The following is a 12,611-nucleotide window of genomic DNA, read 5'->3' as shown; positions in this document are numbered from 1 at the left end:
ACACACATCCCCGGCCTTCCTTGTCCTCACCGCATGCCGGCCCGGTCTCCCGCCAGAGAGCCGGGCCGGCGCACTTTCACAGGAGCGATCCCATGTTCCCCGACCTCATCACACCCGCATCCGACTTCGAGCACCAACTCGGAGCCTGCGTCAACGCCATGAGCCAGGAAGATGCCATCGGCCAGATCCTGGTATTCGAGCGCATGAGCGGCACGCTGCACATGCGCCATATCGCCAGCGCCGACCTGGTGGACACCGACGTGGACGACTACGAAATGGTCGTCTTCGACGGTGGCAACACAAGCGGCGACACGTGGAAACACGTGTTCTTTCCGCGTCAGCGCGAGCACTACTTCGTGTACCAAGCCTGATTCCTCCAGCCCCTTTCGAGGGGCTTTTTCTTGCCCGCAGCACAGGAAAACGGTTGTGGTGCGGTGCCGTTTCCTGCGGGCAGGCAGACCGCCCCAGGGCCATGCTTGCCCCATGTTCGTCGGCGTTGCCGGCACATGCCCAGGCAGTCGAGACCTTCGAGGCTGCAAGCGCGGGAAACCGTGCTGGTCGTTTCTTCCTACGGACCTACCGCGTCCATCCACGCCACCCACAAGGGACCTCTCCCTTGCGGGCGGGGAATCCCTTGTTTTTCCTCAAGGAGTTTCCCCATGGATCGTTCCCTCATCAAATCCATGATGCCTTCGCTGGTCGCAGGCCATGTGCCCCGCAACGTGCGGTCGTTCAAGTACCGCGTGTTCGATGATCAGCCGCTGTCCTCAACGCTGGGCTTCGCCATCGACCCCCAACCCTTCGACGGCAAGGTGGTCGCCGCGACCGACGATGCCATCGTCGTCAAGCTCAAGCCTTCCGAGTTCGCGGTGCTCGATCCCAGCCTGGTGACCACGGTTCCTGCCGAAGGCGCCAAGGTGCATGTCCAACCCTATGCCCGTCGTCGCTTCGACGGACTGCGCGCGGACACGCCGGAGGTCATCACCGAGGAGACTTCGGACGGCACGCCGTACACCATCACGAGGCACATCCTCGGCTCGGCGCCGGCCAAGCTGCCCATTCCCACGCCGCAGTGCATGGAGTTGGGCCAGCTCATCGAGCAGTTGGAGGAGATGCCGGCCCCCGATCGCTTCCGGCGCATCACCCACATGCTGGTGGATGCCGGTGCCCGCGACTTCACCTGGGTCGATCCCACGCCCTCCAAGATCATCGAGACCCCGCCGGCGATCAGCTTCACGGTCTCGACCGCGAAGTTCGAGGGCCGGGTGACGATCCTCTACGACCGCGGCGGAGACACCTACGTGGTGGAACTGCACCGTCAGAACGGTGAATCGGTCGAACTGGTCGATCGGCACGACGAGGTGTATTTCGACATGCTCGGCGAAGTGCTGGAGAGGCTCATCGACGACGGGCGCTGGCGCCAGATCGACGTGAGCATCCTCGACGCGAAAGCGGCCCGCAAGCGCCAGGCCGTCCCGGCATGACGCCCCGCAGCGAAACCGGGCGGTCCTGCGGCTGACCCGAGGCATCCGCCACGGCGTTCCAGCCGTTCCGGCCGCGTGCACTACAGGCCCTTCATCCCATCGGATGGAGGCCTTTCTCATTCTTCCACACAGGAGATTTCATCCATGTCACTGCGATTCAAAGGCGCTGACCTGCGCCCCGTGCTGACCGAAGCCATCGCCAATCAGGGGTCGTCTCAGAAAACGGAAAAAAATCGTACGCTAAGAGCCGAAGTGGGCCCTTTAGCAGCAATGCAAAGCTGCGATCAACGGGCAGGAAACATTGCCATGGTGCGCGTTGCACTCTCTCACTAGCGTCGACAGGGCCTCTTCCATCCGCGTGAGGTCCGCCATGCGTGCGCGCACATCGGCCAGCCGGTGAGCAGCCAGTTCGGCCGCCTCGCTGCAATGGGTGCCGTCCTCCAGTTTCAGGAGCTGGCCGACTTCATCCAGGCTGAATCCCAGGCGCTGGGCTGACTTCACGAACTTCACCCGCGCCACGTCCGCCTGCCCGTAGCGGCGGATGCGACCGTAGGGCCGCTCCGGCTGGGGTAGCAAGCCCTTGAGCTGATAGAAGCGGATCGTCTCCACGTTGACCCGGGCTGCCTTGGCGAAGGCCCCGATGGTCAGATTCTCTTGAGCGTTCTCCATGGCGCTTGACTCCGTAGTTGACTACGGAAGTAACGTTACAGCATCAAGCGAAGTCCCGGAAGGAGAACCTTATGTCGGAACCCAAGAACGGCCGCGGCGCACTGGCGACCGGCGGCGTCGCGGCCGTCCTCGCCTCGGCCTGCTGCCTCGGCCCCCTTGTCCTGGTCGCGCTCGGCTTCTCTGGCGCGTGGATCGGCAACCTGACCGTGCTGGAGCCGTATCGGCCGATCTTCATCGGCGCAGCGCTCATCGCGCTGTTCTTCGCCTGGCGCAGCATCTTCCGACCAGCCCATGCCTGCAAGCCCGGCGACGTTTGCGCCGTGCCCCAAGTGCGGACTGCCTACAAGGTGATCTTCTGGATCGTGGCCGCCCTGGTTCTGGTTGCCCTCGCGTTTCCCTACGTCCTGCCGCTGTTCTACTGAAAGGAGATCACCATGAAGAAACTCACCACCCTCACCACCCTCATCGCCCTGGCCGCCGCTCTAAGCGCGCCCGCCTGGGCTGCCACCAAGACCGTCACCCTGTCGGTGCCCGGCATGACCTGCGCCGCGTGCCCGATCACGGTCAAGACGGCTCTGTCCAAGGTCGCCGGCGTCGAGAAGGCCGAAGTCAGCTTCGAGAAGCGGGAGGCCGTCGTCACCTTCGACGAGGCCAAGACCAATGCCGACGCCTTGACCAAGGCCACCGCAAACGCGGGTTACCCGTCCAGCGTCAAGCAGTGAGGGCGTAATCATGGCCGAGGCGATCACCCTCCACATCGAAGGCATGACCTGCACGTCGTGCGCCGAGCACGTCCAGCAGGCTTTGACGAACGTGCCCGGCGTGCGCGCGGCCTCGGTGTCCTATCCGCAGCGGCAGGCCGAAATCGAGGCGGATGCAGGCGTGAGCGTGGCCCCGCTGGTTGCCGCAGTGGCCACGCTCGGCTATCGCGCACGGCTTACCGACACGCCGAACAAGCCTGCCGGCCTGCTAGACAAGGCGCTGGGCTGGCTCGGTGGCGAAACGAAGCATGTTGGCGGTGAACAAGCGCTGCACGTGGCTGTGATAGGCAGCGGCGGCGCGGCGATGGCGGCTGCCTTGAAGGCCGTGGAGCAAGGCGCCCGCGTCACGCTGATCGAGCGCGGCACCATCGGCGGCACCTGCGTCAATGTCGGCTGCGTGCCGTCCAAGATCATGATCCGCGCCGCGCACATCGTCCACCTGCGCCGCGAAAGCCCGTTCGATGCTGGCCTGCCGGCCGCAGCGCCCGCTGTACTGCGCGAGCGGCTGCTGGCCCAGCAACAAGGCCGCGTCGAGGAGCTGCGCCATGCCAAGTACGAAGGCATCCTGGCAAGCACTCCGGCCATCACCGTGCTGCGCGGCGAGGCCCGGTTCAGGGACACGCGCACGCTGACCGTGGCGACCGCTGACGGCGGCACGCACGAGGTGAACTTCGACCGCTGCCTGATTGCCACCGGCGCGAGCCCGGCGCTTCCGCCAATCCCGGGCCTTGCGGACACACCCCACTGGACCTCCACCGAGGCGCTAGAAAGCAGCTCGCTCCCCGAGCGGCTGGCCGTGATTGGTTCCTCCGTGGTGGCGGTCGAGTTGGCGCAAGCCTTCGCCCGGCTGGGCAGCCAGGTCACGATCCTGGCGCGCAGCACGCTGTTCTTCCGAGAAGACCCGGCCATCGGGGAAGCCGTAACAGACGCCTTCCGCGCCGAGGGCATCGAGGTGCTGGACCACACCCAGGCGAGCCACGTTGCCTATGCGGGCGGGGAATTCGTGCTCGCCACCGGGCAGGGGGAAGTGCGCGCCGACAAGCTGCTGGTCGCCACCGGTCGCGCGCCGAACACGCGCAGCCTGAACCTTGAAGCGGCAGGCGTCGAAGTCAATGCGCAGGGAGCCATCGTCATCGACCGCGCCATGCGCACGAGCGCACCGCACATCTTTGCTGCCGGCGACTGCACCGACCAGCCGCAGTTCGTCTATGTGGCGGCGGCGGCCGGCACGCGCGCCGCGATCAACATGACCGGCGGCGACGCGGCGCTGGACCTGACGGCGATGCCGGCGGTGGTGTTCACCGATCCGCAGGTGGCGACCGTGGGCTACAGCGAGGCGGAAGCGCACCACGACGGCATCGAGACCGACAGCCGGCTGCTGACGCTCGACAACGTGCCGAGGGCGCTCGCCAACTTCGACACGCGCGGCTTCATCAAGCTGGTGGCGGAAGCTGGCTCAGGGCGGCTGATCGGCGTACAGGCGGTCGCGCCGGAAGCGGGCGAACTGATCCAGACGGCCGCGCTGGCGATCCGCCACCGGATGACCGTGCAGGAGCTGGCCGACCAGTTGTTCCCCTACCTGACCATGGTCGAGGGACTGAAGCTCGCGGCGCAGACCTTCAACAAGGACGTGAAGCAACTGTCCTGTTGCGCCGGATGAGGAAAAGGGAGGTGTTCGATGAACGCCTACAGCCGCGCCAACCGCCGCATCTACGCGGCCTTGTCCGATCCCCTGTCGGCCACCCACCGGCACCGCCTCGACGATCTGCTCAAGCGCCACGACAACGGCAAGACGACCTGGCTGGCCTGGCTGCGCCAGTCGCCCGTCAAGCCGAACTCGCGCCACATACTCGAACACATCGAGCGCCTCAAAGCCTGGCAGGCGCTCGACCTGCCTTCCGGCATCGAGCGGTCGGTGCACCAGAACCGCCTGCTCAAGATCGCCCGCGAAGGCGGCCAGATGACGCCCGCCGATCTGGCCAAGTTCGAGGCACAGCGCCGCTACGCGACCCTGGTGCGCTCGCCATCGAGGGCATGGCCACCGTCACCGACGAAATCATCGACCTGCACGACCGCATCCTGGGCAAGCTGTTCAACGCTGCCAAGCACAAGCATCAGCAGCAGTTCCAGGCGTCCGGCAAGGCGATCAACGCCAAGGTGCGGCTGGCCACCTCGATCAAGCAGGGCACGGTGACGGCCTCGCTGATGCTCAGGAAACTCGGCAGCTACCCGCGCCAGAACGGCCTGGCCGTGGCGCTGCGCGAGCTGGGCCGCATCGAGCGAACGCTGTTCATCCTGGACTGGCTGCAAAGCGTCGAGCTGCGCCGCCGCGTGCATGCCGGACTGAACAAGGGCGAAGCCCGCAACGCGCTAGCCCGCGCCGTGTTCTTCAACCGGCTGGGCGAAATCCGCGACCGCAGTTTCGAGCAGCAGCGCTACCGGGCCAGCGGCCTCAACCTGGTGACGGCGGCCATAGTGTTGTGGAACACGGTCTATCTGGAACGGGCCTCAAACGCCTTACGCGGTCACGGCCAGACTGTCGATGACGCCCTGTTGCAGTACCTGTCGCCGCTGGGCTGGGAGCACATCAACCTGACCGGCGATTACCTCTGGCGCAGCAGCGCCAAGATCGGCGCGGGCAAGTTCAGGCCGCTACGACCGCTGCAACCGGCTTAGCGTACGATTTTTTCCGTTTTCTGAGACGTCCCCAATCAGTGCCGCATTGTCCTGGTCAAGGATCAGGGCGTGTACTTCCTCGCCGAGCGTGGGGAGCGTCGCCCGGATGGGCGCCAGGCACTGCTCGCCTACGCCGTCGGATGCAACCCGGACACCGACCCGTTCGATGACTGGTGGCACCTCGCCGGCCGCGAGCTGGGCGGCGATGACTTCGCGGAGTATTTCGACCCGAAGGACGGCCTGTTCACGCGCCTCCAGCACTCGGCGGACGATCTCGTGCTTTCCGCCACCGCCACGCACCTGTCCTTAGCAGTGGTGCCTCCCGCCTGACGCGGCAACCGCCTCGCAGCCCCCGCATCGGGGGCCTTCTTTTGTTCGCACCGCCGCCATCGCCGCGCGTGCGCGTTTGTCTCCAGCCGCCGAGGCACGCCCCGCCGGCCACAACGCCGGCATGCCACCGGAGACAACCGCATGAACACGCCATCGACCTCGCCGAGGCTGCACCTCCTACCGGTGTCGCTGCGCACGGCCAATGCATTCGTTCTGTCGCACCATCGCCACCACCGCCCGGTCCAGGGCGCGAAGTTCGCCCTGGCCGTCACGCTGAGCGACAGCGACCTGATCCACGGCGTGGCCATTGTCGGCCGCCCGGTCGCGCGGCACCTGGACGCTGGAAGTCACGCGGCTGTGCACCGACGGCACACCCAGCGCCTGCAGCAAGCTCTACGGCGCGGCCTGGCAGGCGGCAAGGGCGCTGGGCTACATACGCCTGCTCACCTACACCATGCCCGACGAAGGTGGCGCCAGCCTGCGCGCCGCCGGCTGGCGGCTGATCGGCGCGCGCGGTGGCGGCGCCTGGAGCCGTCCCGGCCGTCCGCGCGCCGATACCCCCGAGCACCTGCGCGGCGCCAAGTGCCTGTGACAGGCGCCGGGTGGCGCGGACAAAGGGAAGCGCCCGGGTGCCGATTGATTGCTGCCGCGCGCGCGAGGCCCCGCCATGCTGGCCCCATGCCTGCTGACGTCGTCAGCGACATGCCAGGCAACCATCGGTCTTCGAGGTTGCGGCGCAGTTCCCACTGCGTGACCGAGCCAGCTCGCACCGCATCCTTCCGCGAGCGGCCACCAGCCTCTGGTGGCGGATGCTTTCGCCTTATCAACCCACCGCGGGGTCACGCACCTTCCCCGCATGCGTGGGCCGGTGTGTCTCCGCTTCATCCCAATGGAGATTCACCATGAACACCACGTCCAACGAGAAATCGTATTTCGACCTCCACACCTCGGGCATCGGCTACATCCAGCGTGTCCGTGAAGTGCCCGTCCGGGGCGGCCGCCGTGCGCAGCCTTTCCTGGCATGCACCATCGCCGCGCTGGTCGGCCCCGCCCGGGACCCCAGCTACCGCTACTTCGACGTCAAGGTCTCGGGTGCCGAGGCCAAGAAGCTCGTTCAGCGCTACATCGGCGTTGACGATCCCAAGCAGCGCCCGCTGGTGCGCTTTCGCCTCGGTGACCTGTGGGGCGATGTGTACATCCGCGACAAGGGTGAGCAGAAGGGTCAGGCCGCCGCGTCCCTCAAGGCGCGACTGCTCAAGGCCGAACTGATCGACCGGGCCGAACTGGCTTCGATCGAGCAGCACGAGTTGATCACCCGCGGCATCGGCTATCTCAATCGTGTGAAGGACGTCACCCCAAAAGCTGGCGACTCGTTCCTCTCTTGCACCGTCGCGGCACTGGCCGGGCCTGTCGATGAACCGGAGTATCGGTACTTCGACACCATCGTCGCCACCCCGGAAGCCGAGCACCTGGTTCGCCGGTGCGTTCAGGCCATCGAGGGTGACCGCAAGGTGCTGATCGCCTTCCGTCTGAACGACATGAAGATCGATCCGTACATCCGCACCAAGGGTGAGCACGCCGGGGAACCGGCCGCCAGCCTGGAATCGACGCTGGTCCACATCGGTCTCATCAAGATCGACGGCACCCAGGTCTATCCGACGAGCCAGGCGCAAGCCGAGGCGCCGCCGGCCGAAGACGCATCCGCGTCCGAAGCCGACGATGCCATCGACACGGCCACCGAGCCCGCCGAGCGCGAGCCCGAGGCGCAAGTCCAGGAGCAGGAGCCGGCATTGGCTGCTTCGTTCTGATCCGGCACGGCCTCTCACGGGGCCTTGTCGCTTTTCCTCCCCACGTACGCCGCGTCCCCAGGACGCGTGCTTGCGCATTTCATCCCCCGAGTTCCGCGTGGTCTCACGGCCACGCGGTTGTCGAATTTCTCAAAGGAGATCAGCCATGTCTCTGGTATCCCGCTTTGCTCCGCAATCCCCGATCCTGCGCTCTGATCGCCCACTCTCGGACGACCGCATTCGTGCCGTCGTTCCGTCGATCTTCGCCGACGCTCCACATGGGAGCCGGTCCGATCGGTATGCCTACATACCGACCTCGACCGTGCTGACCAAGCTGCGCCAGGAGGGCTTCGAGCCCTTCATGGTGTGTCAGACGCGCGTGCGCAACGAAGACCGGCGCGAGTACACGAAGCACCTCATCCGACTTCGCCATGCAAGCCAGATCAACGGCGACGAGGCGAACGAGATCATCCTGCTCAACAGCCATGACGGCACGAGCAGCTATCAGATGCTCGCCGGCATGTTCCGGTTCGTCTGCCACAACGGCCTGGTTTGCGGTGACACCACCGCAGACATCCGCGTTCCCCACAAGGGCGACGTGGCCAGCCAGGTGATCGAAGGTGCCTACGGAGTCCTCGAAGGTTTCGAGCGCGTGCAGAACGCGCGCGATGCGATGCGCACCATCACCCTCGATGAGGGCGAAGCGGAGGTCTTTGCGAACTCTGCGCTCGCACTCAAGTACGACGATCCGGCCAAGTCCACGCCTGTCACCGAGAGCCAACTGCTGGCCCCTCGGCGATGGGACGACCGCAAGAACGACCTGTGGGCCGTCTTCAACCGCGTCCAGGAGAACCTAGTCAAAGGGGGCCTGAACGGACGCACGGCCAACGGCCGCAATCAGCGCACCCGTCCGGTGCAAGGCATCGACCAGAACCTGCGCCTGAACCGGGCGTTGTGGCTGCTGGCCGAAGGCATGCGCCAGCTCAAGGCGTGATGCCACGCGGACCTCGCCCACCTCGGGCGAGGCCATTTCCTCTCATCCACCGGGTGCCGTCGGCGGCCCGTCATTCATCATCAGGAGAACCATCATGGCAACCCCATCGGCTTCCGAGAAATCTGTTGCGCCCATCGTCGTCCCCGGCCAGCTCACGCTGCGTACCATCCGCGGCAAGAACGGCCCGTTCACGGTTGGCCGCCTCGCGACGCACCTCGGTACTTTCGAGGTCAAAGACCCGGAGCTGGAGCAGTACCCCGAAGGCAAGTACGACGGGGAATTCATCATCAGGTACATCTTCCCGAAGTCCTATCCGGTCGGCGGCGGCATGCGGTTCGAGATCCGTGCCAGCCTCGACGGCATGACGCTCAACGGCATCGACAAACTCAGCCGCGACGAAGCCCGCAGCTTCGCCACCCAGGACGTCGATCCGCTCGATGAAGAGCAAGGGGCGCAGCCTGCGGCAACGCCGGCCAAGCCCACCAAAGCGTCCAGGCCCGCCAAGCCCGCACCCGTGCAGGCGTCCGCGGACCCGCTGGTCGATACCACGCCCTTCGGCGTGGATGCGCCACCGCCTGCTACGGCCGCTGCCCCCGGCAGCACCGAAGACGGTGACGCCGCGCTCTTCGGCCTGCTGTGGCCGCTGGGCGAGTCCGTGAAACTGGATTCGACCATCGACCGCCGCACCCTGCGCGCGCAGATCGCCCGCCTGGGCGAGCTGGGCTACGCGCTGGACTTCAAGACGCAGGAGTGGAGCCGCCAGGCCGAACCAAAACCTGCGTGATCGCAGACGCCGCATGCGCGGTGTTCTTCATCCACCCGCCGGGGTTCCTTTCCCATGCGGGGGAGGCCCTGGCCATTTTCTGGAGGTCTCCATCATGTCCACCATCGCTTGCGATACCCCGCGTTCAACGCTGGATGAACCCGCGTGGCGGGACCTTTGCAAAGCGGCCGCCGCACACGCCCAGCGCGGTTGCGGCTTGTCCTACGACCACTACGTGACGCTCTTCAGTTCGGCGATCGACGCACAGGCCAATCGTTTGCCGGATGAGCAACGTGCTCAGGCTCTCGAAATCGCGGCCCAGGAATGGGACTACGCAACACCTGCCGAACGGCAGGAAACCCAGGACTGGAATGCGGAGCATGGCTATTGCTCGCACGGGATCGAGTTCGGCTACTGCCCGGCCGGTTGTGATCGAGACGATGACGACTGGGATTGAGGGCGACGCATAGGTTCCTTCGCCGCAGATGCGGCATTCCATCACCCGCTGGGGGTTCTTCCCCACGGGGAGGCCTTCAGCTCAACTTTTCGAGGAGGCCTCTCATGGGCTGGTATTTCTCAAACCAATCGCGGTCCGAACTGATCGCGGAACTGATCGCACCGCAAGAGACCGAGCGCGCCAGCGTCAAGGTCATCGCTCACACCCTGCGCGGCAACGTGCTGTGGTCCGTCGCCGAAGTGACCGCCAAGGTCGAAGGCGTGCATCGTGATCTCGCACCGGGCCAGTCCCTGCGCTACATCCGCTGCGATCTGCTTGAACGAAGCGGCGGCCAGTGGGGCTACAAGTCCTTGGACGAGTCCATGCACCCGTACTACTACACGTGCCCGCTGTCCTATCTGGACCTCGCACCGGAGCAGTCCGCCGACTGGCGTGCAGGCGTTCGCGCCTACCACGCCCGGCGGCGCACACCCACGGCATCCGCGGCATCCGCCGCGGCGTCGATGGCCTGAGCCAGGAGGAACCGACATGGACCCGATCCTGGCAACGCTTCCGCCCTCGTTGCTGGCACTCGTTGAAGGGAGTTTGTCCAACGACGAAGTGTCCTCCGACGAGGAAATGCTGGCGTACTTCATCGACAACGGCCTCACCGAGGACCAGGCACGGCAGGCACTGACCTACCGCGACCAGTACCTCAACAACATCTACCTGGAAGGCTTCACGCCGATCACTTCGGCGGACGAGCCGCTTCACTTCAACCCGCACACCCGGCAGTTCGAGCCGGACTGAGCGGTTTTCTTCCACCCCCTGGGGCAGTACTTGCCCCAGCGGGCGGTGCTGTTCCCGTTCATCCGAGGACACCACCATGCCCGCAAACACTTCTTCCACGCTGTACCGCATCGACGAATGCCCGGACGTGATGGCCGACGCCTGCGTCGGCGATGACCAGGGCAACCTGATCTTCCTGTCCATCTGGGCGCGGGACACCGCCGTCCAGCAGTTCCTCGCTCGCCTGACCCTCGGGCGCGACGAGCAGGGACTGGACCAGTTCCACGTCATCACCGACCAGGGCGGCAGCGTCCCGGTATTCATCGGCAACGTCGATCGCCTGGAAAAGCGCATCACGCGCGCGTACCGGCGGACGCTGTTCGGCTCGCTGTCCAACGTGTGGCTGTTCGACCGGCGCTGCGTCAAGCCCGACAAGGCCAACGCCAGCGCATTGGCACTGCTGCCACGCGACAGCGCCCACAGGCTTGACCGCCTGTGGATGCTGGTGCGGGACACCTGCCCGTTGCCGCTGCTCGATCACTGGCGCGAGACCGTGCTGGAACTGCTGCAAACCCGCGAGATGCTGGCCCGCCTTCCGTTCGCCCTCGGGCCGCTGGAAGGCCATCGGCTCGCCATCGACGTGCCGGCGCTGACCCTGGCGCTCGGCTCCCTGATCCGCAGCGACGCGCTCACCGCCTATCCGTATCCGGCCAAGATTTGGACGCCGGAAGCGGTAGCGGCTTGACCCACCCTCGGAGGCACGTCTTGGCGTACTTCCGTGTTTCATCCCCGCCAACCAGGAGACTTCCATGGCCCTCATGTTCCCGCGGCTCGCCCGCAATTTCGTCAAGAACGGATATTTCCCGACCGACGAACCCACGCTCGAAAGAGCGCTCAACGCACTGATGCCCAGCGACGGGCCGATGTGCATCCTCGATCCCTGCGCCGGCGAAGGCGTGGCGATCGCCGAAGCCGCCCATGCCCTCGGGCGCGAGCAGGCAAAGGCGTTCGCCGTCGAGTTCGACGCGGAGCGGGCGCGCCATGCCCGCGGCCTGGTCGATCACTGCCTGCACGCGGACCTGATGGACACGATGGTCTCCAAGCAGTCCTTCGGGCTGCTCTGGCTCAACCCGCCGTATGGGGACCTGTCCAAGGACGTCAACGGCAACATCGGCTATCAGGGCCAGGGCCGTGCCCGCCTTGAAAAGCTGTTCTACCAGCGCACGCTCTCGCTGCTGCAATACGGCGGCGTGCTGGTTTTCATCGTCCCCGGCTACGTGCTCGACGCGGAGTTGGTCGGCTGGCTGACGCGCCACTACACGGACCTGCGCATCTACCGAGCGGTGGAGACGCAGTTCAAGCAGGTGGTGATCTTCGGACGCCGGGTGCGCCAGCGCGAGCAGGTGCCCGATGGCGTCAAGGCCGTGCGCAATCTGCTGTTGCAGGTAGGGCAAGGCGAAGTCGAAGCCGAGGAACTGCCGAGCGAGTGGCCGTTCCTGCCGTACATCGTCCCCGCCAGCCCGGCCGAGCCAGAGCATTTCTTCCGCGTGACGATGGAGCCCGAGCAGTTCGCCGATGAGGTTGGCAGGCTGCAAGGCTTGTGGCCATCGCAGGACACGCACCTGGGGGCTGCGCAGCAATCGCTGCGTCCACCGGCGCGGGCCTTGTCCCGCTGGCATCTCGCCCTGGCTCTGGCCGCGGGTGCGATCTCGGGGGTTGTGCGCTCCAAGACCGGGCGCGTGCTCGTCGTCAAAGGTGACACCCACAAGGACAAGACGCTCCAGCGGGAGTTCACCGAACGCGAAGACGGCTCCATCGCCGAGACCCGCATCCTCACCGACAAGTTCGTTCCCGTCATCCGCGCGTGGGACATGACACCTGGCTCCGCGACACGGGGCGAGGTGTTGACCATTCGCTGATCC

Annotated in this window: 15 protein-coding genes and 3 pseudogenes; 17 read left to right on the top strand and 1 reads right to left on the bottom strand. The window is 65.9% G+C overall.

Annotation, left to right across the window (positions count from 1 at the left end):
• Positions 1–92: 92 nt before the first annotated feature.
• Both ACO2Q9_RS07895 and ACO2Q9_RS07890 read left to right on the top strand, forming a co-directional pair.
• Complete coding sequence (locus tag ACO2Q9_RS07895; protein WP_003116828.1) at positions 93–371, top strand: hypothetical protein; 279 nt, start codon at positions 93–95, stop codon at positions 369–371.
• Positions 372–659: 288 nt separating this feature from the next.
• A complete protein-coding gene (locus ACO2Q9_RS07890) occupies positions 660–1,484 on the top strand; it encodes a hypothetical protein (RefSeq protein ID WP_003098941.1) in 825 nt (274 codons plus the stop codon).
• A gap of 261 nt (positions 1,485–1,745) precedes the next feature.
• Here ACO2Q9_RS07890 and merR read toward each other — a convergent pair whose 3' ends face one another.
• A complete protein-coding gene (merR, locus tag ACO2Q9_RS07885; protein ID WP_003098939.1) occupies positions 1,746–2,153 on the bottom strand; it encodes an Hg(II)-responsive transcriptional regulator in 408 nt (135 codons plus the stop codon).
• A gap of 71 nt (positions 2,154–2,224) precedes the next feature.
• On the opposite strand from merR, the gene merT reads away from it, so the two are divergent.
• The 15 genes and pseudogenes from merT (at position 2,225) to ACO2Q9_RS07810 (ending at position 12,608) form a co-directional block, all read left to right on the top strand.
• Positions 2,225–2,575, top strand: coding sequence for a mercuric ion transporter MerT (merT, locus tag ACO2Q9_RS07880; RefSeq protein ID WP_011804695.1), 351 nt, complete (start codon positions 2,225–2,227; stop codon positions 2,573–2,575).
• Positions 2,576–2,587: 12 nt separating this feature from the next.
• Positions 2,588–2,875 carry a mercury resistance system periplasmic binding protein MerP gene (merP, locus tag ACO2Q9_RS07875; protein ID WP_003116826.1) on the top strand — a complete coding sequence of 96 codons (288 nt, stop codon included), beginning with the start codon at positions 2,588–2,590 and terminating at the stop codon, positions 2,873–2,875.
• A 10-nt stretch (positions 2,876–2,885) separates the two neighbouring features.
• The gene (merA, locus tag ACO2Q9_RS07870) at positions 2,886–4,574 is read left to right on the top strand and encodes a mercury(II) reductase (RefSeq protein WP_034061735.1); all 1,689 of its coding nucleotides are present in this window, start codon (positions 2,886–2,888) and stop codon (positions 4,572–4,574) included.
• Between the two features lie 18 nt (positions 4,575–4,592).
• Positions 4,593–5,108 carry a Tn3 family transposase gene (locus ACO2Q9_RS07865; RefSeq protein ID WP_003098931.1) on the top strand — a complete coding sequence of 172 codons (516 nt, stop codon included), beginning with the start codon at positions 4,593–4,595 and terminating at the stop codon, positions 5,106–5,108.
• Positions 5,072–5,590 (top strand): annotated as a pseudogene (locus ACO2Q9_RS07860) (Tn3 family transposase); the annotation flags it as partial. The gene ACO2Q9_RS07865 and the pseudogene ACO2Q9_RS07860, both read left to right, overlap by 37 nt.
• Before the next feature lie 27 nt (positions 5,591–5,617).
• A pseudogene (locus ACO2Q9_RS07855) lies at positions 5,618–5,920 on the top strand (DUF3085 domain-containing protein); the annotation flags it as partial.
• Between the two features lie 141 nt (positions 5,921–6,061).
• Positions 6,062–6,425: pseudogene (locus tag ACO2Q9_RS07850) on the top strand (XF1762 family protein); the annotation flags it as partial.
• A gap of 397 nt (positions 6,426–6,822) precedes the next feature.
• Positions 6,823–7,728 (top strand): DUF3577 domain-containing protein, encoded by a 906-nt coding sequence (locus tag ACO2Q9_RS07845; protein ID WP_003098919.1) that lies wholly within the window; start codon positions 6,823–6,825, stop codon positions 7,726–7,728.
• 145 nt (positions 7,729–7,873) lie between these two features.
• Positions 7,874–8,701 (top strand): DUF932 domain-containing protein, encoded by an 828-nt coding sequence (locus tag ACO2Q9_RS07840; RefSeq protein WP_013391792.1) that lies wholly within the window; start codon positions 7,874–7,876, stop codon positions 8,699–8,701.
• A 94-nt stretch (positions 8,702–8,795) separates the two neighbouring features.
• Positions 8,796–9,485, top strand: a complete 690-nt coding sequence (locus ACO2Q9_RS07835) for a DUF3275 family protein (protein WP_003116823.1) — start codon at positions 8,796–8,798, stop codon at positions 9,483–9,485.
• 94 nt (positions 9,486–9,579) lie between these two features.
• A complete protein-coding gene (locus ACO2Q9_RS07830; RefSeq protein ID WP_003116822.1) occupies positions 9,580–9,921 on the top strand; it encodes a hypothetical protein in 342 nt (113 codons plus the stop codon).
• A 104-nt stretch (positions 9,922–10,025) separates the two neighbouring features.
• A complete protein-coding gene (locus ACO2Q9_RS07825) occupies positions 10,026–10,433 on the top strand; it encodes a hypothetical protein (protein ID WP_003116821.1) in 408 nt (135 codons plus the stop codon).
• A 16-nt stretch (positions 10,434–10,449) separates the two neighbouring features.
• The gene (locus ACO2Q9_RS07820; RefSeq protein WP_003090124.1) at positions 10,450–10,710 is read left to right on the top strand and encodes a hypothetical protein; all 261 of its coding nucleotides are present in this window, start codon (positions 10,450–10,452) and stop codon (positions 10,708–10,710) included.
• Between the two features lie 76 nt (positions 10,711–10,786).
• On the top strand, positions 10,787–11,434 hold the full coding sequence (locus ACO2Q9_RS07815; RefSeq protein ID WP_003116820.1) for a hypothetical protein: 648 nt from the start codon (positions 10,787–10,789) through the stop codon (positions 11,432–11,434).
• A gap of 40 nt (positions 11,435–11,474) precedes the next feature.
• Complete coding sequence (locus tag ACO2Q9_RS07810; protein WP_223224654.1) at positions 11,475–12,608, top strand: DUF6094 domain-containing protein; 1,134 nt, start codon at positions 11,475–11,477, stop codon at positions 12,606–12,608.
• Positions 12,609–12,611 lie beyond the last annotated feature (3 nt).

Source organism: Variovorax sp. VNK109 (assembly GCF_049445855.1).
Taxonomy (GTDB): domain Bacteria; phylum Pseudomonadota; class Gammaproteobacteria; order Burkholderiales; family Burkholderiaceae_C; genus JAGOCV01.
Note: the sequence above shows the minus strand (reverse complement) of the source record. Positions and strands in the feature narration are given on the sequence as shown.

Excerpts from the sequence above, each read along its gene's own strand:
- ACO2Q9_RS07825 (WP_003116821.1), top strand. The coding sequence starts at position 10,026 with ATGGGCTGGTATTTCTCAAACCAATCGCGGTCCGAACTGATCGCGGAA.
- merT (WP_011804695.1), top strand. The coding sequence starts at position 2,225 with ATGTCGGAACCCAAGAACGGCCGCGGCGCACTGGCGACCGGCGGCGTC.
- ACO2Q9_RS07815 (WP_003116820.1), top strand. The coding sequence starts at position 10,787 with ATGCCCGCAAACACTTCTTCCACGCTGTACCGCATCGACGAATGCCCG.
- merA (WP_034061735.1), top strand. The coding sequence starts at position 2,886 with ATGGCCGAGGCGATCACCCTCCACATCGAAGGCATGACCTGCACGTCG.
- merR (WP_003098939.1), bottom strand. The coding sequence starts at position 2,153 with ATGGAGAACGCTCAAGAGAATCTGACCATCGGGGCCTTCGCCAAGGCA.
- ACO2Q9_RS07830 (WP_003116822.1), top strand. The coding sequence starts at position 9,580 with ATGTCCACCATCGCTTGCGATACCCCGCGTTCAACGCTGGATGAACCC.
- ACO2Q9_RS07865 (WP_003098931.1), top strand. The coding sequence starts at position 4,593 with ATGAACGCCTACAGCCGCGCCAACCGCCGCATCTACGCGGCCTTGTCC.
- ACO2Q9_RS07835 (WP_003116823.1), top strand. The coding sequence starts at position 8,796 with ATGGCAACCCCATCGGCTTCCGAGAAATCTGTTGCGCCCATCGTCGTC.
- ACO2Q9_RS07840 (WP_013391792.1), top strand. The coding sequence starts at position 7,874 with ATGTCTCTGGTATCCCGCTTTGCTCCGCAATCCCCGATCCTGCGCTCT.
- ACO2Q9_RS07845 (WP_003098919.1), top strand. The coding sequence starts at position 6,823 with ATGAACACCACGTCCAACGAGAAATCGTATTTCGACCTCCACACCTCG.
- ACO2Q9_RS07890 (WP_003098941.1), top strand. The coding sequence starts at position 660 with ATGGATCGTTCCCTCATCAAATCCATGATGCCTTCGCTGGTCGCAGGC.
- ACO2Q9_RS07820 (WP_003090124.1), top strand. The coding sequence starts at position 10,450 with ATGGACCCGATCCTGGCAACGCTTCCGCCCTCGTTGCTGGCACTCGTT.
- merP (WP_003116826.1), top strand. The coding sequence starts at position 2,588 with ATGAAGAAACTCACCACCCTCACCACCCTCATCGCCCTGGCCGCCGCT.
- ACO2Q9_RS07895 (WP_003116828.1), top strand. The coding sequence starts at position 93 with ATGTTCCCCGACCTCATCACACCCGCATCCGACTTCGAGCACCAACTC.